Annotated in this window: 26 protein-coding genes and 1 pseudogene; 13 read left to right on the plus strand and 14 right to left on the minus strand. The window is 34.0% G+C overall.

The genetic code is table 11. From position 1 onward, the window contains the following. Positions 1 to 43: 43 nt before the first annotated feature. Genes ACQY22_RS03120 through ACQY22_RS03130 form a run of 3 tightly spaced genes read right to left on the minus strand, consistent with a single transcriptional unit; the run spans position 44 to position 1,689 of the window. On the minus strand, positions 44 to 394 hold the full coding sequence (locus tag ACQY22_RS03120) for a hypothetical protein (protein WP_428325092.1): 351 nt from the start codon (positions 392 to 394) through the stop codon (positions 44 to 46). After that, a complete protein-coding gene (locus ACQY22_RS03125) occupies positions 391 to 1,398 on the minus strand; it encodes a helix-turn-helix transcriptional regulator (RefSeq protein WP_428325093.1) in 1,008 nt (335 codons plus the stop codon). Before ACQY22_RS03125 ends, ACQY22_RS03120 begins: the two co-directional genes overlap by 4 nt. A gap of 3 nt (positions 1,399 to 1,401) precedes the next feature. Next, a complete protein-coding gene (locus ACQY22_RS03130) occupies positions 1,402 to 1,689 on the minus strand; it encodes a winged helix-turn-helix domain-containing protein (RefSeq protein ID WP_428325094.1) in 288 nt (95 codons plus the stop codon). Positions 1,690 to 2,005: 316 nt separating this feature from the next. Here ACQY22_RS03130 and ACQY22_RS03135 point away from each other — a divergent pair, with 316 nt between their 5' ends. Together ACQY22_RS03135 and ACQY22_RS03140 are read left to right on the plus strand one after the other, a co-directional pair. After that, positions 2,006 to 2,647 carry a hypothetical protein gene (locus ACQY22_RS03135; protein WP_428325095.1) on the plus strand — a complete coding sequence of 214 codons (642 nt, stop codon included), beginning with the start codon at positions 2,006 to 2,008 and terminating at the stop codon, positions 2,645 to 2,647. Positions 2,648 to 2,747: 100 nt separating this feature from the next. Then, positions 2,748 to 3,221 carry a transcriptional regulator gene (locus tag ACQY22_RS03140; RefSeq protein WP_428325096.1) on the plus strand — a complete coding sequence of 158 codons (474 nt, stop codon included), beginning with the start codon at positions 2,748 to 2,750 and terminating at the stop codon, positions 3,219 to 3,221. On the opposite strand, the pseudogene ACQY22_RS03145 reads toward ACQY22_RS03140, so the two are convergent. Together ACQY22_RS03145 and ACQY22_RS03150 are read right to left on the minus strand one after the other, a co-directional pair. Beyond that, positions 3,218 to 3,766: pseudogene (locus ACQY22_RS03145) on the minus strand (hypothetical protein); the annotation flags it as partial. The gene ACQY22_RS03140 and the pseudogene ACQY22_RS03145 sit on opposite strands and share 4 nt — an antisense overlap. 598 nt (positions 3,767 to 4,364) lie before the next feature. Next, positions 4,365 to 5,012, minus strand: coding sequence for a Snf7 family protein (locus tag ACQY22_RS03150; RefSeq protein ID WP_428325097.1), 648 nt, complete (start codon positions 5,010 to 5,012; stop codon positions 4,365 to 4,367). Between the two features lie 125 nt (positions 5,013 to 5,137). Here ACQY22_RS03150 and ACQY22_RS03155 point away from each other — a divergent pair, with 125 nt between their 5' ends. The 5 genes from ACQY22_RS03155 to ACQY22_RS03175 all read left to right on the plus strand — a co-directional run bounded on the left by ACQY22_RS03155 (position 5,138) and on the right by ACQY22_RS03175 (position 8,236). Further along, the gene (locus ACQY22_RS03155; protein ID WP_428325098.1) at positions 5,138 to 5,689 is read left to right on the plus strand and encodes a hypothetical protein; all 552 of its coding nucleotides are present in this window, start codon (positions 5,138 to 5,140) and stop codon (positions 5,687 to 5,689) included. 37 nt (positions 5,690 to 5,726) lie between these two features. After that, positions 5,727 to 6,155 (plus strand): hypothetical protein, encoded by a 429-nt coding sequence (locus ACQY22_RS03160; RefSeq protein ID WP_428325099.1) that lies wholly within the window; start codon positions 5,727 to 5,729, stop codon positions 6,153 to 6,155. Positions 6,156 to 6,419: 264 nt separating this feature from the next. Continuing rightward, positions 6,420 to 7,163 carry an SDR family NAD(P)-dependent oxidoreductase gene (locus ACQY22_RS03165; RefSeq protein WP_428325100.1) on the plus strand — a complete coding sequence of 248 codons (744 nt, stop codon included), beginning with the start codon at positions 6,420 to 6,422 and terminating at the stop codon, positions 7,161 to 7,163. 41 nt (positions 7,164 to 7,204) lie between these two features. After that, positions 7,205 to 7,411, plus strand: a complete 207-nt coding sequence (locus ACQY22_RS03170) for a hypothetical protein (RefSeq protein ID WP_012214412.1) — start codon at positions 7,205 to 7,207, stop codon at positions 7,409 to 7,411. A gap of 9 nt (positions 7,412 to 7,420) precedes the next feature. Continuing rightward, entirely contained in the window at positions 7,421 to 8,236 is an 816-nt protein-coding gene (locus ACQY22_RS03175; protein WP_428325101.1) for a 3'(2'),5'-bisphosphate nucleotidase CysQ family protein, read from the plus strand. On the opposite strand, the gene cysC is transcribed toward ACQY22_RS03175, so the two are convergent. Together cysC and ACQY22_RS03185 are read right to left on the minus strand one after the other, a co-directional pair. Beyond that, positions 8,228 to 8,743: an adenylyl-sulfate kinase gene (gene cysC / locus ACQY22_RS03180; protein WP_428325102.1), complete on the minus strand. Its 516-nt coding sequence runs from the start codon at positions 8,741 to 8,743 to the stop codon at positions 8,228 to 8,230. The two genes, ACQY22_RS03175 and cysC, sit on opposite strands and share 9 nt — an antisense overlap. 36 nt (positions 8,744 to 8,779) lie before the next feature. Continuing rightward, on the minus strand, positions 8,780 to 9,322 hold the full coding sequence (locus ACQY22_RS03185) for a hemerythrin domain-containing protein (protein WP_428325103.1): 543 nt from the start codon (positions 9,320 to 9,322) through the stop codon (positions 8,780 to 8,782). 114 nt (positions 9,323 to 9,436) lie between these two features. Between ACQY22_RS03185 and ACQY22_RS03190 the strand changes: the two genes are divergently transcribed. Continuing rightward, a complete protein-coding gene (locus tag ACQY22_RS03190; RefSeq protein ID WP_428325104.1) occupies positions 9,437 to 10,891 on the plus strand; it encodes a cation:proton antiporter in 1,455 nt (484 codons plus the stop codon). Here the strand turns inward: ACQY22_RS03190 and ACQY22_RS03195 are convergent, their stop codons facing one another. Then, positions 10,892 to 11,797, minus strand: coding sequence for a transcription initiation factor IIB (locus tag ACQY22_RS03195; RefSeq protein WP_016939443.1), 906 nt, complete (start codon positions 11,795 to 11,797; stop codon positions 10,892 to 10,894). Between the two features lie 117 nt (positions 11,798 to 11,914). On the opposite strand from ACQY22_RS03195, the gene ACQY22_RS03200 reads away from it, so the two are divergent. Next, on the plus strand, positions 11,915 to 12,856 hold the full coding sequence (locus ACQY22_RS03200) for a hypothetical protein (protein ID WP_428325105.1): 942 nt from the start codon (positions 11,915 to 11,917) through the stop codon (positions 12,854 to 12,856). On the opposite strand, the gene ACQY22_RS03205 is transcribed toward ACQY22_RS03200, so the two are convergent. Beyond that, entirely contained in the window at positions 12,853 to 13,152 is a 300-nt protein-coding gene (locus tag ACQY22_RS03205) for a hypothetical protein (protein ID WP_428325106.1), read from the minus strand. The two genes, ACQY22_RS03200 and ACQY22_RS03205, sit on opposite strands and share 4 nt — an antisense overlap. Positions 13,153 to 13,259: 107 nt before the next feature. Between ACQY22_RS03205 and ACQY22_RS03210 the strand changes: the two genes are divergently transcribed. After that, on the plus strand, positions 13,260 to 13,487 hold the full coding sequence (locus ACQY22_RS03210; protein WP_428325107.1) for a hypothetical protein: 228 nt from the start codon (positions 13,260 to 13,262) through the stop codon (positions 13,485 to 13,487). 99 nt (positions 13,488 to 13,586) lie between these two features. Further along, positions 13,587 to 13,859: a hypothetical protein gene (locus ACQY22_RS03215; RefSeq protein ID WP_428325108.1), complete on the plus strand. Its 273-nt coding sequence runs from the start codon at positions 13,587 to 13,589 to the stop codon at positions 13,857 to 13,859. Here ACQY22_RS03215 and ACQY22_RS03220 read toward each other — a convergent pair whose 3' ends face one another. Both ACQY22_RS03220 and ACQY22_RS03225 read right to left on the minus strand, forming a co-directional pair. Further along, a complete protein-coding gene (locus ACQY22_RS03220; RefSeq protein ID WP_428325109.1) occupies positions 13,860 to 14,087 on the minus strand; it encodes a hypothetical protein in 228 nt (75 codons plus the stop codon). 6 nt (positions 14,088 to 14,093) lie between these two features. Next, positions 14,094 to 14,474, minus strand: a complete 381-nt coding sequence (locus tag ACQY22_RS03225) for a fluoride efflux transporter FluC (RefSeq protein ID WP_428325510.1) — start codon at positions 14,472 to 14,474, stop codon at positions 14,094 to 14,096. Positions 14,475 to 14,601: 127 nt separating this feature from the next. Between ACQY22_RS03225 and ACQY22_RS03230 the strand changes: the two genes are divergently transcribed. Beyond that, positions 14,602 to 14,793 carry a DUF1059 domain-containing protein gene (locus tag ACQY22_RS03230; RefSeq protein ID WP_428325110.1) on the plus strand — a complete coding sequence of 64 codons (192 nt, stop codon included), beginning with the start codon at positions 14,602 to 14,604 and terminating at the stop codon, positions 14,791 to 14,793. Between the two features lie 174 nt (positions 14,794 to 14,967). After that, positions 14,968 to 15,888, plus strand: coding sequence for a transcription initiation factor IIB (locus tag ACQY22_RS03235; RefSeq protein ID WP_428325111.1), 921 nt, complete (start codon positions 14,968 to 14,970; stop codon positions 15,886 to 15,888). 16 nt (positions 15,889 to 15,904) lie between these two features. Here ACQY22_RS03235 and ACQY22_RS03240 read toward each other — a convergent pair whose 3' ends face one another. The 3 genes from ACQY22_RS03240 to ACQY22_RS03250 all read right to left on the minus strand — a co-directional run bounded on the left by ACQY22_RS03240 (position 15,905) and on the right by ACQY22_RS03250 (position 18,799). Continuing rightward, entirely contained in the window at positions 15,905 to 16,339 is a 435-nt protein-coding gene (locus tag ACQY22_RS03240) for a hypothetical protein (RefSeq protein WP_428325112.1), read from the minus strand. Positions 16,340 to 16,409: 70 nt separating this feature from the next. Continuing rightward, positions 16,410 to 16,628: a hypothetical protein gene (locus tag ACQY22_RS03245; protein ID WP_428325113.1), complete on the minus strand. Its 219-nt coding sequence runs from the start codon at positions 16,626 to 16,628 to the stop codon at positions 16,410 to 16,412. A 29-nt stretch (positions 16,629 to 16,657) separates the two neighbouring features. Continuing rightward, positions 16,658 to 18,799, minus strand: a complete 2,142-nt coding sequence (locus ACQY22_RS03250; protein ID WP_428325114.1) for a CDC48 family AAA ATPase — start codon at positions 18,797 to 18,799, stop codon at positions 16,658 to 16,660. Positions 18,800 to 18,803 lie beyond the last annotated feature (4 nt).

Genomic DNA, 18,803 nt, shown 5'->3' on the forward strand with positions numbered 1-18,803 from the left:
AAAATGTATAATAAGTTTATGATAATTTTTGGAAGTTTGAAAATTATTGGTTGAGATTGACGATGAGTTGTTTTGCAGTGATAATGTTATTTTCAGAATCATAGCTAATCACATAGAGTAATGCAGATGAGCCATTAGGGAATGGTGTAACATTATCCATGGTCATACTATTACCAGTTGTAAATTCCACAATATTTGGAGTGCAACTAACACAGCCAACTTTGTAATTTTTCACTGAATTATCGTTATTCCAAGTAATCTCTACAGTTGCAGAATCACCATCATAGTTTGAAACAAAGGTACTAACAGAATCTAACGGTTCGGCAAATGCTTGGTTTGTAGAAATTATGCCTACCGTCAATACCAATAATGCTAGTAATGCAAAGTTCTTCAATTCTCTTCCTCCAAATCGTTTCGTAATTTGACCATATTTAGAAGATCTTTTTTGTAAATTTCAACTACACCTAATCTTTCTAGTCTTTTTACTGCTCTCCACATAGTAGTTCTTGGTTGAAGGAATTTCTTTCTTAGTTCACTTTCAAAGACTTCACCACCGTTCTCAGAGATGAATTTTACAATCTCTTTGTCATCTTCTCTCATATCTGGTCTCAGATTAAAGATTGTATCAGGAGTTAGTGAATCAGTTGTGGGTTTAGGAGTATCTTGGATTATCTCAGTTTGTAATTGAGGTTTTGATTTTCTCTTTTTTGCTACGATTACTGAAGCAATTACAGCAGCTGCAATTGGACCAACTATCAAACCAATAGTTACTGAATCAAATGAAAATTCAGGTGGAGTTGTAGGTGTTTCTACGGGAGTGCTAAAGATGTAATCAATTTGTGCAGAGCCAGTAGAGATATCTAGTTTAATTTTAGAATCAAGTTGTTCCATATTTTCAGGTAGAATGTTCATTCCAACAATAACAGAGTTTTCTGGCATTAAGAGAGAATATCTTGTAGGAGAATCAAATGAAAATGTCCAAATTCTACCTTCTTTAGAAATCAAGTCATGGATATCATAATTTACGGTAATAGAAGAATAGTCATTTGCCTGAATCATTGCCTTGTTTTCAATGACTTCACCAGATAGTGTTGTACCATCTGACCCAATTGCAACAAAGTTGTCAATAGATGGACCAAAGAGACTTAACTCAAAGTTTGATGAATCCACATCAATTTGGGATGAGATATGTGTAGAACCATCTGAATTGATGATTAGATCAAGAGTTCGAGTAGTGGCAAATGAGGTCTGCAAAGGTATCGTTAGTGCTACAACCAGCAATCCTGCAACTATCAGAGGTGCATTAACCATTGTATCGATGATACCATCAGTCCTTACAAAAAGCATTCCATCTTCTCGAGGCTCTGTCCTATGAATTGGTACGATTTGGGGATTCATTGGCTAATACCTTAGATTCATGCTCTCCACGAGTCCCTGAAATCTCTTGAATTCTTGGAAAAATTTAAGTCCCTTTTCAGTGATTTGAAAGACTCTATTTCTGTCGTTTTTGACAGACTCGACTAAGCCTGCTTCTACCAGTTTCTCACATTTGTCTAGTACTGCATAGTGAGATAGGTTGGCTTTGCGAGATATTGCAGATACAATGATTCCTTCACGACCGCCATCAGCAGTAACGTTTAGGATATCACCCATGATGCCCATTTCGGACCTGTATTGTTGTTTTGACATGGTATAGTATACAATCAATTAGTTATTGAGGAATGTTTTGAAACACCATAGCGGAACACATAGCGGAACACCATTTTGAACAGAAAAAATGGTCAATTTTTAGCAAAATTGTTGCGGGGAAGAAAATTCCTAAAAATTCTGTGCCTAGTTTTTTGTGTAAAAAATGCTAGGTTTCATGCAAAAAACAGACTTTATGACATATTGAGAAAAAACGTCTGAAACTGGCAGATTTTAGGGGATTTTGCTAAAATTCAGTATATAAAGAACAGAACAATTCCTGTCTGTTCCTAATGTATAATTTTGAAGTGTACTATTCATGGTAAAACCCCAAAACAGAACTATTGGTGTTATTGCTGTCCTTTTGATGCTTGGTGCATCTCCAATCACTGTAACCTACTCGTTTGCAGACAATACTGGAGTTTATGAGCCAAAAGGAAGTTCCAAAAATGAGGGGCTAGGAGTAATTCTAACCGAAAAAATGGTTGATGGAAAGCTCAAAGTCCAACGTTATACCTTGCCATCTGATACTTCAAAAGAAGATATGCAGAGAATGTTGTCAACTGACATATCAGGATGGGCAATAATGAATTACAAGGCCTATAATGCTGGAATTACTCTCTTTGATGGAAAAGCAGTAAAAGTCGGGCAAGACTTGTGGGAGATTTCAACTAATGGAGTCCTAAGTCTTGGAGAAAGAGAGTTTGACCTAGAATTAAGTGGAAAATCCAATGGTTCCCATGTAGAACTACATGGAACTGCCTCAGATGAGGATCTCAGTTACAAAGTTGTATTTTCTGGCAAGTTTTCAGAAAATGAGAATGTCTTTGAAATTTTCTTTAATTCAGCAGTAAATCCTGAGATGGGTCAAAATATCAAATTTCTTGAGATTGGAGCTACCAGTTTTGAAAAATCAGTTGATTCTAACCAAGAGTTCAGAAATTCAATTTCGGTGAAATAATTCACCACATTTTTCCTTTTTTTGAGTAAAAATCATTCACCTTGTCAGCTTTGAGATTCATAGTAACTTTTTATTCCCATTTTAGAAAGTAAATCATAAAATGTTTGATAAATTCAAGAAAGAAGAGGGAGGAGAAATGGTAGAGGATAGACCTGAAGAAAATACAGCAGAAGAAACTCCAGAAAATACTGTTTCAGAGACTCCAAGTCAGATTGGAATTGGAGAATTAATGGGAAAACGTGCCCAGCTTGAAGAAGCAATTGATTATGTTGGTTTAATGATTAAGAATCTCAAAGATAAACGAACTTTACTTGAGAAAGATATTGAAGAAGAATCAGTAGATATTAAAAATCTAAAAGAAAAACTCCAAAAAGTCAGTGAATACATTGAGGAAGAAAATAGAGGAATTTCAGAACTTGCTGAAAAGAGAAAACAGGTAGAATCAGAAGCAGACGAAGTTGGTTCTATAATCAACAATTTACGAGAGAAATTATCAGGTGTTGATAGAATTATTGATGATGAGGGCAGTCGAGTTAGAAAAATTAAGGAATCTCGAGAATCATCTTATAACTAGTTTACAATCAAAATTCTATTTTCTACTAGAAATTCAATTCCCTTAACAAATTCATCTTCAGAAATTAATCCTTCAGACCACCAATCTGCATTGTTTTTTATCCATGTAGGAACTGGTTTTGATATTCCAACTGCTTCTTCAATAGTATAATCAGGATAGTTTTCATCAAACCATTCTTTGTATGATTCTTCATTGTTGTATCTGTCAATGTAGCTTTGTGGATCTTTAGTTTCATCTACAAAGTTTGGTTTTGTTTTTTCTGATGGCTGTTGAGGCAAATCAGGAATATTTACAATTTTTTCTTCCATCAAGAATTGTACACCGCTAACAAATGTATCATCATCAATATTTCCTTCAGACCACCACTTTGCATTGTTTTTTATCCATGTAGGAACTTTTTCTTTTGGTGTTTCAAATAGCCCTACTGCTTGCTCTATGGAATCATATTGTGGATAGTTTTCATCAAACCATTCTTTGTATGATTCTTCATTGTTGTATCTGTCAATGTAGCTTTGTGGATCTTTAGTTTCATCTACAAATGATGCGATTTGAATTGAATTGGTTGAAGAGTCTTTTGATAATACATTTACATCTAATTCAATTGGTGTTATTAGATCATTTTTTTCTCCAAGATTATTCCATACTCCAAAGATGAGTGTGTGTTTGCCTTCTTTTTGTGGATTCCAGGTTAAAGCAAGTGTAAAGTCTTGATTAGGGTTTATTGATGCTGAAAAGGAACTGAGTTCCAACAATTCATTTCCATCATCAACCATAGCATAGAAGGTGAAATCTATTGGAGATGTTCCAGTATTCTTCAGTATTGCAGATGGTTGATAGGCAAAATGTACTCCATTTAATGGAGCAAAAATGTCATCTACAGTATTGCCAATACTATCAACAATTTTTGGTTTAGATATTTCTAATTCAACATTTTCGGCGTAAGAAGTGATAGGGATGAAAAGGGCGTATAGGATAAATCCAAAGATTAGATAATTCTTCAACTTTAATCCTCACAGCATAGTATTATTTAGATTCTCAGCCAAAATACTCTCAAGAACGAACAATGAAAATTGAATATAAGAAAATAGACGTGATCAATAGTAAATATTATAACATAACAAGTAAATTTTTAAAAAATATTTTTTAGTAAAATTTTGAAGTTGATTCTGTAGATGCCGTTGATTCAGTAGGAACTGATGGGAACATTTGTCCTGCAGAACTTTCTGCAACAGCTGCTGCCTCTTTAAGAATTGCATCAGATTCTGCATTTGTTGTTTCATCCGTTCCAAATGCAGCATCACCGGAGAAACTTTCAGTCATAAATCCACCTAACATTTCTGCCATCTGACCAATTTCGGCTTCTGCTCCAGGCATTACTTTTCCAAGAGATGATTTGAGATTCTTCATCAATCCCATTGTTGGCATTATAGCTACTACAGTATCTCCGAGATCACTAAATGTCGTTAATCGTAATTCAATTTGTTCTAGAGCAACTCTGGCACTACTCATAATTTTGATAACTTTTCTAATTTCTGCTAGTTCATTTCCTAGAACCTTGCTTGTTTGAGTATCATGTTTCTGGGTTGCCTCTACAATTCTTGAAAATAATTGTTCGTCTCGTTCTTTCAATCCGGACAACATTTTATCTAATTTTTGAATCTGTAATCGTAATCTTTTGACTCCTTCTTGGACACGTGGTTTTAGAGCACCTTTAGGCTTGACAGTATCACCAATTTTTTCAGTAATACTAGTAGTAGGTGGTTTAGTCCACTTGTTACTCAGATTAGCCATGGTTTAGGTTTAGGAAAATGTACTTAATTTCAGGTGTAAAGAATGATTCACAGCGTGTGTAACTTCACTAACAAAGGTGAAAAATCAATCCAAAAACCTATTTGTCATTTTTCTAGGTATAACTCATGAGTGAACCATTTGGTTTTGATTTGCCAGATAATTCCAAAGAATTAACAGATAAGGAATATGTCAATTTGGTAAATCGAATTAGGGGTAATTTTCTGAGCTATGTTTCAGTTCTAGATTCAACACTTACGGTAATTATTTCAGACTTGTTTTTACGTGACAAAAATGATTTTCCATTGTGGGCAAAAACTGTATTTGATGAGGATAGAACTGCATCTTTTGGAACAAAAATAGTGTGGATATCAAGAATAATGAAAAATCATCAAGAATTTAAAAAAGCAATTGAAGAGAAAACAAGAATAAAGATTCAACAAAAATTAAATGAGATTAGAGAAATTAGAAATGATTTTGCACATAATTTTGCACAAAATAAAAAGATTGAATCTGAAAATGTCAAAAATAGAGTTATCAAATTATATGATTTTGAAGAAGGGATGACTACACCAAAATTATTCAAAATGGAAGAAATTATGGATTTGATAAATGACTCATGGATTTTAGAACAACTTGAAAAAATAGAAGAACTAACCAAAAAAATAAGAGAAAACTAGAAATTTATTTTTATAATGGAATTTTCAAAATAATTTTGTGAAAAAGAAAATAATCATCATCTCCATTGCAATAATCATAGGATTTGTTATGATGATGTCTTTGGACTCATCTGAGAAAAGTGACGGGGTTATTTTTCATGTGACATTAGCAGATCCGCAGATGTATGAGAATGGAGAATATACAGAAACTTTTGAAATAGAAAGTGGGGAATATTATTTCAGATTTGTTCCAAACGGAAGTAGTCCTGAGATTTTATCAATTTCATTAGATGGATACAGTATAGAATTTTTTGAAGATTTCAAATTAGAAAATACTTTACATGAAACAGGAATTTCTGAATATTATACATGGGAATATCTTGGAGAAAATAAAATTACAATTTCAGAAGATCAACGGGTATCAATTAACATTAATCCAAATGGGAATGTGATGGGTTCAGTGTCTGTCAGTATTTTACAAAATTAAGAGGCGTAATCCCCTTCATTGCAGAACTATGAGAGATTCCCTCTCGTTGTCAAACGACCTTAGCGCTTGATTGCCTATATCGTTCTGCGGGGTTACGCGGTTTTAGTCGATAGGAATTATATCCTTCGGCATTAATTATTATAGGAACTTCAACTATTTAACACTTAATATAATAAATTACAATTAATTCTTTAATAATTAAAATATTTCATTCCTATTTCTTAAAAATCGATCTATAAATTACGAATTTTTCTGTTAAAGCTATTGAGTTTATCAGGTAAAGTAGCCCTAGTAACTGGCGGAAGCAGAGGAATTGGATTTGCTACTGCAAGGATATTGTCAGAAAATGGAGCTAGTGTAGCAATTACCGGAAAAAACCAAGAGCGATTAGAAAAAGCATCTTCTGAAATTCCCAATTCATTTGCAATTGTAGCTGATGTAAGAAAAACAGATGATGTAAAAAATGTAGTAAGAAAAATTGTTGAAAAATTTGGTAGATTAGACATTCTTGTAAACAATGCAGGGGTTTTTCCGAGAATAAAAAAATTACATGAAATTGATGATGATGAATGGAATGAAGTTTTGGATGTAAATCTTACAGGACAGTTTAGAATTACAAAAGAGGCAATTCCTCATTTACAAAAAACATCAGGTTCGATAATTAACATTTCATCAGATGCAGGACTAAAAGCATATCAGGGATTTAATGCAGATGCATATTCTGCAACAAAAGCAGCACTCGTTGTACTTACAAAATGTTGGGCACTTGAATATTCTGAAGACAAAATCAGAGTCAATTGTATTTGTCCAGGTGTAGTAGATACTGATATGACAAAACCGTTTGTGAAAACTCAAAAAGATAGAGATTTCATGGATGCAGAGCACCCATTAGGAAGAATGGGCAAACCTGAAGAAGTGGCAAAAGCTGTACTCTATTTTGCCTCAGATGATGCAGCATGGACTACAGGTGCAATTTTAGCAGTAGATGGAGGAGAATCAACCAAATAAATTCACATGAATTTAATAGCACCAGGAGAAAGTGAACAGTGATGAAAGATAGAAAAGCAAAAGCAAAGTTGATTATATTATTAGGGATTATTTGGATAATCGTATCTTTACCACTTCCTTGGATTATTAACAATCCACTAGTTTCAGAATCCCAATTTTTCACAATTCTTGGAATTATTGGAATTATTTCGATTCCATTTATTGCACTTGGTGTGGTATGGACATTAAAGCCAGAACTAACAACTTAGGAATACATTTTGAAAGATATATCAATTTTAGACAAGCTTCCTGAGTTAGATATCGCCATAAAGGCAGTACAGGAAGCAGGAGATGCAATTTTAGAGATCTACAGAGGAGAATTTGAAGAATTTACAAAAAAAGATGATTCACCCATCACAGAAGCAGATCTAAAAAGTAACGAGATAATCAAAGGAATTCTAGCTCAAACAGAGCACAAAATATTATCTGAAGAAGACAATGATGACCAAAGTAGATTATCTGAAGAAACAATTTGGATAGTAGATCCGTTAGATGGCACTTCTGATTTCATTGACAAAACAGGAGAGTTTACTGTAATGATTGCACTTGTAAAAAACAAAAGGCCGATTCTGGGAGTTATAGGTTGGCCAACGGAGAGAACATTATTTGTTGCACAAGAAGGAAAAGGAGCATTTAGATATTCTAATGACGAATGGAAGAAAATCTCTGTAACTACAACTGGAGAAATTTCAAAATGCAGAACTGTTGGCTCAAGACATCATTTATCAGACAAAGAAAAGACCTTTATCAGAAAATTGGGAATTGAAGATTTTACAAGTATTGGTAGTTCATTAAAGGTAGGAAAAATTGCATCAGGTGAAGCTGAAGCATATATCACAACCACAAACAAAATGAAAGAATGGGATTCAGCAGCATCATATTGTATAATTTCTGAGGCAGGTGGAAAGATGACAGATATGCTAGGAAACAACATTTCATACAACAATAAGGAAGTTCATCATCAAAACGGAATTCTAGTTACAAATGGAATTATTCATCAAACAATAGTTGATGAATTTAAAAAATTAGAGTAGGTTTCTTGATTTAAGAAAGTCCTTTACTTTGTTTGCACTATCATCAAGTGATTCATTTTCTGTGTCAACTATAAGATCTGCTTTTTCAGGAGCCTCGTAAGGATCGTCAATTCCGGTAAATCCTTTGATTTCTCCTTTTCGTGCCTTGGCATACATGCCTTTGACATCTCTTTTCTCACATTCTTCTAGTGAACATTTGACATAGCATTCTGCAAACTGATCACCTGCATCAACAATAGTTCTGGCATTTTCTCGGTTTTCAAGATATGGTGAAACCAGAGATACTGCACTTGGAACACCATGTTTTAACAACAGTTTTGCCAAGTGTGCAACTTTTTTGTTATGTTCATCACGTCCTGCTTTTGAGAAATCTTTTGGAGAAAACCATTCTCTTAGTTCATCTCCATCAAGCATTGCCAAATTTGGAATGTCTTTTTGCAAGTCTTTCACGATGGTAGTCTTTCCTGAACATGGAAGACCAGTCATCCAAAGAACAAAAGGTTTCATGCAAAAAATTTCTGATTTACCCATAAAGAGCTTACGTTAATTTTGAACCCAGGGTTGGTTTTCAAGATATTCAATTTCTTTAATCATGTCTTCCATTTTTTTTGAAATTGTCATGACCGATCTAAATTGCTCATACATATCTAATTCTTCCTCTTTTGACAAAACTTCAGCTTCTGCTTTATCAAAAAAGTCTTCTTCTTTGTTCATATGATCCATAAGATATACAGAATATGTTTTCAGATATCTTGCAACAGGTTCTCTTGCATCTTCACCTTCTTTCCACCTTTTGAGATGTTTTTTGATTTGTAAAGCAATTCTTCTAGAAAATTCGTGCTCAATTAACAGTCCCCTGATCTCTTGTTTGAGATGATCATATGTTGCAACACAGGGAAAATACGAGTCTTCCTCTCTAGAATAATGAATAGAGTCTAAAAATTCTTCAATAATTAATGTAATTTTGTCAATATCAGAAAATGAGATGTTTTTTCCTGCATAAAGTTCTGTATAGCATTTTATGATAACTTTTTCTAATCGTCGTATTTGTTTATGATCTTCACGTAATGTCTCAGTACCACTCAAGTAAGAAAATTACATTATCGTTGATTTAATGTGTATCTAAAATCACCACTGAGCCTAAAATGATCAACTAAATCTAGTTTAATTTTTATCCGAAGATATGGAGATCAGTCATAAATGAATCCAATAATTTTGTCTATTTTGAATTTAATTAGAGGTCAAACTAGTGAAACTCCTTTAGCTAACTTTGATTCAAGTTTGATTTTTGAAAAATTTGCAGAGATAGAGAATTCGGTTGGAACGTTATCTTCTCAAGATGGTTTCATTGCTCCAGCTCATGTGATTTTACTTGCAGCAGGAGTAGTAATATTTCTTGGAGTTGCAGGTGAAGCGTTTTTCAAAAGAACAGGAATTCCCGATGTTGCATTTTTGATGGTTCTAGGAGTTATTTTAGGTCCAGTACTTGGTTTGATTCAACCAGAAGCTGTAATTCAAGTGGTCCCATACTTTGCAGCTCTTGCATTGATAATAATCATGTTTGATGGTGGATTGAATTTAGATATCAAACATGTGATAAGAACTGCACATTTTTCATCAACACTAGCTATTCTTGGTTTCATTTTATCAGTTGCAATGATTTCAATTGCAGCTCATTATGCGCTAGGCTGGCTTTGGTTAGAGAGCATATTGCTTGGGTCAATTGTAGGAGGAAGCAGCTCTGCAATTGTATTTGGTTTAGTCAGAAATGTCAAAATTTCAGAAGAAACAAAGTCAATGCTAAGTTTTGAATCAGCATTAACTGATATTTTGGCTACAATAGTGGCATTCATTCTATTTGAAGCAGTACTTGCAGGAACATTTGATTTACAAATTTTACAAGAAACTATTGGAAGGGCAGTCATCGTAGGTCTAGTTCTTGGATTTGGTGTAGGAATTCCTTGGATGTATGTATCAACAAAGCTTGGAAACGCTCAACACGCATACATGCTCACATTAGGAATATTGTTTGTACTATTTTTCTTGGCAAATTCGTTTGGGGAGTCAGGTGCTTTGACTGCACTAGTATTTGGTTTGATGTTAGGAAACAAAAATCATCTTGCACGTATTCTCAGATTCAAACTGCCAAAAATTGAGATGGATGATCCGACTCATAACCAACTCACATTCTTGGTAAGAGCATTCTTCTTTGTGTTTGTTGGATTGATGGCAAGTTTTGGACAAATAGAATACATGATATTTGGAATTTTGATTACAATTGCTGTATTCTTTGGAAGAGGAATTGTTACAAGAATAACATTAACGAAAAGATTTTCCAAATTAGACAAAGCTGTTACGAACTCTATGATTCCTAGAGGATTAGCTGCTGCAGTACTTGCAACATATCCAATAACAATGGGACTTCCAAATGCTGAAGCGTATCCACAACTAATATTCTTCATTATTTTATCATCAGTAATTATCACTACAATTGGAATGGGAAGATCAAAAAATATTCCTCCACCTGATCCAGTAAAGGGGGGATTTGTAAAGCCACCAGAAGATCCTGATGATACATCTAAAGATGAATCAGAAGAATTTGTTGATGAATCAAAAGAAGGTGGATTTGTAAAGAAAGTAAATTCTCAAGAGTGATTATAGATCAAGTGACTCTTTGAGTCCTTTGTACCTGTTTCTGATAGTAACTTCAGTCACATTTGCAGCCTCTGCGATGTCTCTCTGAGTCTTATCCTCACCATTTTTAACACAAGATAGGTACAATGCTGCGGCTGCCAATCCCATTGGATCTTTTCCTGCAGAAACCTCGTTTTCTTGTGCTTTTTTGAGAACTTTGACTGCATATCTTTTTGTTTTCTCTGCAATTCCAATTCTACTTGCAATTCTTGCAACACATTGAATTGAATCAGTAACTGGCATCTTCAAGTCAAGTTCTTTGACTAGTAATCTGTAACATCTTGCAATATCTTTTCTTTTAATATTTGCTGCTTGTTCTACATCTTTTAGATTTCTTGGAGTTTCAGTATCACGACATGCGGCATAAAGTGCTGATGCCATTAGTGCTGAAATGGAACGGCCTCTAACTAATCCCTTGTCGAGTGCTTTTCTGTAAATATAAGCTGCTTTTTCAATTACTGCATCTGAAATTGCTAGCTTGTCTTTTAGTCTGTTTAATTCACTAAATGCTTGTCTAAAGTTTCTATCAACTGGTTCATGAACCTGGCTTCTACTATCCCAAGTTCTTAATCTCTCAATTGTACTTTTCATTGAAGCTGTTAGTGGTCTTCCAGAAGCATCTTTGTTTACTGGGTTGATAATTGTTGCAAGACCCATGTCATGCATTGTCAATGATGTAGGAGCTCCTGCTCTTGCTCTATCGCCATGTTCATCTTGTGTAAAAGAACGCCATTCAGGACCTGCTTCTTGTAATTTTTCAGTAATTACAAAACCACATTTGGAGCAAAACATTTCTCCAGATTCATTATCAGTAACTAATTTTCCCTGTGCACATCTTGGACAGAGTTCTTTTGTTTTACTTACCATAATTGATTCTGGAATCCTAGGATTGGTGGTATTTATGAATCAACAAGTTATTTTTTGTGATTTTTGAGCCTGTAATTACCCAGAATAGTCATAATGCAGTTATGATAACAAAGAAGCATGAATCGGTTCTGGATTGCACCTTTTCTTGTAGGATTATTCTTTATGATCCCTAGCATTCATGGAGAAACTCTAGTTCAGAATCTAGATGGGGGAATGGATATTGAAATTACTCATCCTGATAATATTGTTGTAGGTAGAGAAGGAATTATCTCAATTTTAGTAAAAAATAATGGATGGGAAGAAAAACAAGACATTTCATTTGAATTTTCATTATCTGACGTTCCAGGATTGATTGTAGAGCCAAACAACATAACAATTCAGAAACTTACAGAAGGTGGGTCATATGGTGAAAATGTTAATTTAAACATCACAAATGATGCTAGTCCAGGAATTCATTTTTTGAACATAAAATATTCTCAAGTTCTAGTTTCAAATAATGAAACACCACAAGAGCCATTTTATCACGACATTGCAATTCCAATTACAATAAAAGAAGATCCAAGTGTAACCATTCACACAAAGACTCCTGAATCAATTTTTGCAAATGCAGAATTTCCAATTGAAGTTGAAGTGATATCACAAGACATTGACATTACAGACGTTAGAATCAAGATCATACCACCTAAAGATATTGAATTTAGAGGAGAAACAATGCATACATTTTCTAAAATAGAAAAAAATACTCCTGTAGGAATCACATCACGGATCATTACTCCAACTGAAGAAGTAAATACAGAGTACAAGTTACCATTTGAAATTATTGTAGAATATACTGATGATGTAGGAGGTGAGAAAGAGGATTCTCAAACTGTTTCAGTGGTGTTGCGACCTAGAACGTTTATGGAATTGACAACTGATGGGGGAATTTGGGTAGGAGATTTTTTTATTGCACCTTATGTTAGCCTTGGAACAATCATAGGAATTCCAGCTGGTGCAATCATTTCATTACTGGTAAGAAGAAAGACATCTCCAAAAAAGCGTAGAAAGAAAAAAGTTTAAGACTCTAACTTTTCTTTGATACTTTGAATATATTTTTGGCTATACTCTGTGAATAGTTGGATTTTAGGTTGAGACAGTGCCATAGCTCCTGGTCTACTATTAACATGGGCTTCAGCAGCTTGTTGTTGTTCTAAGAGTTTTTCAAGTTCTTCTTTTGATTGAGATTCTAGTTGTGAAACTAGAGTTACAAGTTCATTTTCTAAAATTTTTTGAGTGTCAGGAACTACAGGTGGTTCTGCACCTATGATTTCTTTAGTAGTAATTTTACCAAACACTTTTTCATCTAAATAATGCAACAGCCAAAAATGGAGACTAGTGTTATAAATTCAATTTGGATAAATTTCAAAAAGTGCGTTGCAGTGCAATCAAATCTTTTATCTTTGAATAATTTCTGGCTTTAATAATGACTTATTGTATTGGGAAATGCAAAGAGTACAAGGCATTAAAACCATCACAAATTGGAAGGTATGCTGCAGGACAAAAGAGATGTAATTATTGTGAAGTTTTTGTAGAATACGATGGATTGACTTGTCCATGTTGCAATAGACAGTTAAGGTGTCTGCCTAGAAGCAGAAAAGGAAAAGAAAAGTATCTATCTCAAATTGTCATTAAAAAACAATTATTGAACTAACAAAATTTTTACAAAACAAATTCTAAAAATAATTATCAATTTTAAAAATAACACCTACAGTTAAAGATCTACTTATAAGAAATCAATACTAGTAGAAACATGGCAATACCATCAGACATTGAAGATTTTGTTGAAAAACATATCAAGTTGATGATATCTCAAACAGAATCATATCTTCCGTTCATTAAAGTTGCATTTCCATATTCAAACAATGTAGCTGATGGCGTCTACAATCTTATCATAGGTAGTGCCTTGTCTGTATTTGTGAATCAATATGCAATGAGAATGAAAAATCCAACTGTAGAAGATTTTTCAGATTTTGGAAAAATTGCATTAAAGTACAGAGATCAAGTTGATCAATTCTTCAAATAATTAAGCAAGTTCACCTAGAAAATGAACAACATTGTTTGTAACAATTACAGTTCTATCTTTTGGAACACGGAATAGTTTTTTTGCATTATTTGTTTGAACGATTAGTTTTGAGAATGGATCTTTAAGTGATTTATACAGTATTCCTTTATCTCCTACAGATTGAGACCAGTGAGTGCCTTGAACAAACGAGATTGTTTGAAATTTTACAACCTGATACGAGTAAACCATTTCTAATCAATTAGATATTATCGCACTCATTAAGGATTTGCCTCCAATTAATGCTCCAATAGATAGTCCAACATTAGCAAGAATGTTAGCTGCAAGTATTCCATACTGATTATTTTCCAATAAATTACTAGAATCAAGTGCAAATGAAGACATTGTTGTAAGAGATCCACAAAATCCTACTGCTGCAAACAGAGAATATCTTCCATCAAGATTCCATTGTTGTGAGATTACAATAAATGCACCAAGGATAAATGCGCCAATTACGTTTACTATCAAAACGTTTAGCGGTAATGTGTTGAAAATCAAAGGAGATTCTGTAATTTTGTATCTTAGAAATGCTCCAAGAACAGAGCCAGCTGCAAGAAAAACAAACTCTAATCCTTTCATGATTTGCTCATAGTATCTGGACGTTATTAGTGCTATTTCAGATATTTTAGGTTCAAAATACCTAATTTCGTTTTTGCCTGAAATCAGGTCCATGGTTTTTATAGGTTTGATATTTTTTCCAGATTAAATGACTCTCAAACTAAGATGTGAAGATTATGGATTTGAATGTCAATATGAAATTGACGAGGAGAAATCTATCGGTACAATTGAGAAATTAAGAAATCATTTTGAAGAAGAACACGGAATTGATTATACTGTTGAAGCAGTTACACAAATGATTCAAAATCGTGGACACTCTTTAGAATCAATTAAAAAATAATTTTAAAAAATTTCTTTTTCATTTTTAACATTTAATACAATGTATGTTGTATTGGTTTTAGAAAGTAATTTTTCTAAAAAGATTAGGAATTTTTTGTTTGTAAAGTATAGTTTTGATTACAAAATTTCCTGTAACAGTTTATTTTTATTTTATGTTGACTAATAGTAGTTAATAGTGGTAGAAAATTATTCAAACGATTATGATGTCAAGTGTAAACTAGACACTTGCAAAACCCACCCTGCAATAACAGATTCTGAACGAGGAGAAATTGTTTGTGGGGGTTGCGGTCTTATTCTAGTGCAAAACTTAGCTGACGCATCATATGAAAACAACGGTTACACTCAGGAAGACTTTATGAAGCAATCAAGAACAGGTCCTGCAACATCACTAACGATGTTTGACAAGGGATTATCAACTGTTATTGGTAACAATAAAGATTCTTCAGGAAACGCATTACCAAGTAAAACAAAATACGAATTCAATAGACTCCGAACATGGGATCAAAGAAGTAAATCAAGAAAGACTGCTACTTTGAGCAAAGCCTTTACTTTACTTCATTCAATGAAGACAAAATTAGGCGTACCAGACAATGTAGTAGAAAATGCTGCATATATTTACAGAAAAATCGTGAGTGCAAAATTAACACGAGGTAGAACAATGGCATCATTGATTTCAGCTTCTTTGTATGCAGCATGTAGAGAAAATAACATTCCAAGAACATTAGATGATATTGCAAAAGCTGGTAATGTTGAAAGAAGAATACTTTCCCGAGATTTGAGAACCATAATCAAAAAGCTTGAATTGAATCTTAATCAGTATGATACTGCCTCGTTTATTTCCAAAATTTCAAACAACATGAATTTGAAAGAAAAGACAAAACGAGGAGCATTTGAGATACTAAAGCACTGTGAAAAAGAAGGAATTACTGCTGGAAAGCACCCAGTAGCACAAGCTGCTGCTTCATTATACATTTCATGTATACTAAATGGGGAGAGAGTTAGTCAAAAAAAAGTCTCAGTAGAAGCAGGAGTAAGTGATGTAACAATAAGAAACAGAACTGCTTTGATTAAGAAGATACTAAAGCTTGATGAGTGAAAAATCCAAAAAAATCCTACATGTTAATTGTAGGAGAAATTATTTTTTCATAAAATACATCTTTTAGTCTATTTACCAAGTCCATAATTACGCGAAGTTGTTCCATTGTGATTTCTTCTAAATCTTTAATTCTTTCATGTAATTGTGATATCTGTGACTCTAATCCAGATTTTTCATTTTTTAGAGTAGATATTTGGCCTTGAAGATTTTTGTTTTGTTGTTTTAGTTGTTCATTTTCTTCAGTTAGTCTCTGAATTTTTTCTGATTCACTCTCTTCTGGGAACGGTTCGGGAACAGGTTCAGGTTCTGGTAATGGAATTGGTTCAGGTTCTGGAGAAGGTTCTGGTAGTTTTGGAGGTTCAGGTTCTTGTTCAGTTTCTTGTGCAAACGAAGGTGTTAAGCAAATCAAAGCAGTAATTGCAACTAAACCAAACAGAAGACTGATTTTCATATTATACCATAAGTTTAGGACAATTTTGTATATGAATATGATTACTGATTGTTAAGAAGGGAAAAGAGAATTATTTGTAGAAATCAGGTTCTTGTTCTCTTTTTTGTTTTGGAAGATCATCCATAACAGCTTGAACTACTTCATTATGATTGTATGTCAAGTGTCTAAGAAACTTTGCAGATTCATCTGCTCGAGTTTTTTCATCAGCAAATAGCATCTCAGGGCTACTAAGTTCTGCCATCATTTTATTACATTCTTGGCAGGGCTCAAAGTCAAGATACAGTTTCATGTTTTGTCTCATTTTCCTTAGTATTTAGACTATTTTATGGATTGAGCAAGTGGAGCCTCTTTTTTTCGAGGCTTTACTTTGTCAATTGCATCAATTAGTTCTTGTTGAGATATCTTGATGTCTTTGACATTTTGTGCTTTGTCACCTACATATTTTTTGAGAGCTGCTATTGCTGCTCTGTTTGCAACTGCTGCAATCTCAGCCCCACTAAATCCATCAGTCAACTCTACAAGTTTTGCAATATCTACATCACTTGCAAGTGGCTTCTTTTTGGTATGAATCTCAAAGATATTTCGTCTTCCTTTTGCATCAGGATTTGGAACTTCGATGATTCTGTCAAATCTTCCAGGTCGAAGCAGTGCATCATCTACAATGTCTAATCGGTTTGTTGCACCAACTATCAACACATTGTGTAGTTCTTCTAATCCATCTAGCTCAGTTAGAATTTGAGATACAACACTTTCTGTAACATGTGATTCTGAACCACCGCTACCTCTTCTGGGCACAAGTGCATCTACTTCATCTAAGAAGATGATACAAGGTGCTGCTTGTCGTGCTTTTCTGAATATTTCTCTGACTCCTTTTTCAGATTCGCCTACCCATTTTGAGAGTAGTTCAGGTCCCTTTATGCTGATAAAGTTGGATTCTGTCATTTTTGCAAGAGCTTTTGCAATCAATGTCTTACCAGTTCCAGGTGGACCATGTAGTAGGATTCCTTTTGGTGTTTCAACATCAACATAATCAAATGCTTCTTTGTGTTTGATAGGCCATTCAACTGCCTCTCGTAGTTCTTCTTTTAGTTCATCAAGACCACCAACATCATCCCAACTTACATTAGGAATCTGTACTTGTACTTCACGTAATGCACTTGGTCGAACTTCTTTTAGTGCATCTCTAAAGTCTTCACTTGAAATCTCTATTTTTTGTAGAATTTCTGATGATATTTTATCTTCATCAAGATCAATCTCAGGAAGAATTCTACGGAGGGATCTCATTGCAGCTTCTTTTGACAATACTTCCAAGTCAGCCCCAACAAATCCATGTGTTGTCTTTGAGATTTGTTTGAGATCGACTTTTTCATCTATTGGCATTCCACGTGTATGGATTGAAAGAATTTCAAGTCTTCCTTCATCATCAGGAATTCCAATTTCAATTTCTCTATCAAATCTTCCTGGTCTTCTAAGTGCTGGATCAATAGAATCAGGTCTATTAGTAGCTGCAATAACTACAACTTTACCTCTAGATTTCATTCCATCCATCAAAGTCAAAAGTTGAGAAACTATTCTCTTTTCAACTTCTCCTGAAACTTCGTCTCTTTTTGGAGCAATGGAATCTATCTCATCAATGAAGACTATACTAGGAGAATTCTCTTCAGCTTGATTGAAGATTTCTCTGATTTTCTCTTCACTTTCACCATAGTATTTGCCCATGATTTCAGGACCACTAAGTGAGATAAAGTGAGCATTAGTTTCACCAGCAACTGCCTTTGCAAGAAGAGTCTTTCCAGTGCCTGGAGGGCCATACAACAAGACTCCTTTTGGTGCTTCTACGCCAATTTTGTCAAACAACTCTGGATGTCTCATTGGCAATTCCACCATCTCACGAATTTTTTGAACTTCGTTTTTGAGACCGCCTAGTTCATCATATGTTATTCTTGGAACAGAAGCATCAATTGATTTTGTCATAGTACCAAGTTTGAAAATTGTTTTTTCAGTAACAATTACCGGTTTTGAAGGCTTTGTACTAGTTACAATGAATTGAACTCGTCCACCCATCTGTGTGTTAAGAGATAATGTATCTCCAGTTGTAAACACATGATTAAGATAGTTGTAAGTCATGTATTCTTGTAATCCTTCAGCAGATATTTTCTCAGTTGGAGACAAAACAATTTGTTCTGCATTTGCAGCTTCAACTGACTTTAAAGAAATCTTATCGCCAATTCCTGCTCCAATGTTTTGTCTTGTCATTCCATCAATTTTGATGATTCCTGTTCCATATTCTTCAGGATTTCCTGGCCAAAGTTTTACATGTGTTTTTTTGTTATATGTTAATTCTAAGATTTGGCCAGTATTCCAATTTTGGTCTTCAATAATTTTAGGATCAATTATTGCCCTTCCTCGTCCAACATGTTGTTGTGGAATTTCATCAACTTTTAAAATAATTTCACTCATTTTT

Origin of the sequence: Candidatus Nitrosopumilus sp. (assembly GCF_965263415.1) — an archaeon.
Taxonomy (GTDB): Archaea; Thermoproteota; Nitrososphaeria; order Nitrososphaerales; family Nitrosopumilaceae; genus Nitrosopumilus.

Coding starts and splice junctions, on each gene's coding strand:
- ACQY22_RS03170 (WP_012214412.1), top strand. CDS start 7,205: ATGAAAGATAGAAAAGCAAAAGCAAAGTTGATTATATTATTAGGGATT.
- ACQY22_RS03220 (WP_428325109.1), bottom strand. CDS start 14,087: ATGGTTTACTCGTATCAGGTTGTAAAATTTCAAACAATCTCGTTTGTT.
- ACQY22_RS03140 (WP_428325096.1), top strand. CDS start 2,748: ATGTTTGATAAATTCAAGAAAGAAGAGGGAGGAGAAATGGTAGAGGAT.
- ACQY22_RS03150 (WP_428325097.1), bottom strand. CDS start 5,012: ATGGCTAATCTGAGTAACAAGTGGACTAAACCACCTACTACTAGTATT.
- ACQY22_RS03200 (WP_428325105.1), top strand. CDS start 11,915: ATGAATCGGTTCTGGATTGCACCTTTTCTTGTAGGATTATTCTTTATG.
- ACQY22_RS03250 (WP_428325114.1), bottom strand. CDS start 18,799: ATGAGTGAAATTATTTTAAAAGTTGATGAAATTCCACAACAACATGTT.
- ACQY22_RS03135 (WP_428325095.1), top strand. CDS start 2,006: ATGGTAAAACCCCAAAACAGAACTATTGGTGTTATTGCTGTCCTTTTG.
- cysC (WP_428325102.1), bottom strand. CDS start 8,743: ATGAAACCTTTTGTTCTTTGGATGACTGGTCTTCCATGTTCAGGAAAG.
- ACQY22_RS03225 (WP_428325510.1), bottom strand. CDS start 14,474: ATGAAAGGATTAGAGTTTGTTTTTCTTGCAGCTGGCTCTGTTCTTGGA.
- ACQY22_RS03155 (WP_428325098.1), top strand. CDS start 5,138: ATGAGTGAACCATTTGGTTTTGATTTGCCAGATAATTCCAAAGAATTA.
- ACQY22_RS03230 (WP_428325110.1), top strand. CDS start 14,602: ATGACTCTCAAACTAAGATGTGAAGATTATGGATTTGAATGTCAATAT.
- ACQY22_RS03195 (WP_016939443.1), bottom strand. CDS start 11,797: ATGGTAAGTAAAACAAAAGAACTCTGTCCAAGATGTGCACAGGGAAAA.
- ACQY22_RS03245 (WP_428325113.1), bottom strand. CDS start 16,628: ATGAAACTGTATCTTGACTTTGAGCCCTGCCAAGAATGTAATAAAATG.
- ACQY22_RS03240 (WP_428325112.1), bottom strand. CDS start 16,339: ATGAAAATCAGTCTTCTGTTTGGTTTAGTTGCAATTACTGCTTTGATT.
- ACQY22_RS03190 (WP_428325104.1), top strand. CDS start 9,437: ATGAATCCAATAATTTTGTCTATTTTGAATTTAATTAGAGGTCAAACT.
- ACQY22_RS03215 (WP_428325108.1), top strand. CDS start 13,587: ATGGCAATACCATCAGACATTGAAGATTTTGTTGAAAAACATATCAAG.
- ACQY22_RS03125 (WP_428325093.1), bottom strand. CDS start 1,398: ATGAATCCCCAAATCGTACCAATTCATAGGACAGAGCCTCGAGAAGAT.
- ACQY22_RS03210 (WP_428325107.1), top strand. CDS start 13,260: ATGACTTATTGTATTGGGAAATGCAAAGAGTACAAGGCATTAAAACCA.
- ACQY22_RS03130 (WP_428325094.1), bottom strand. CDS start 1,689: ATGTCAAAACAACAATACAGGTCCGAAATGGGCATCATGGGTGATATC.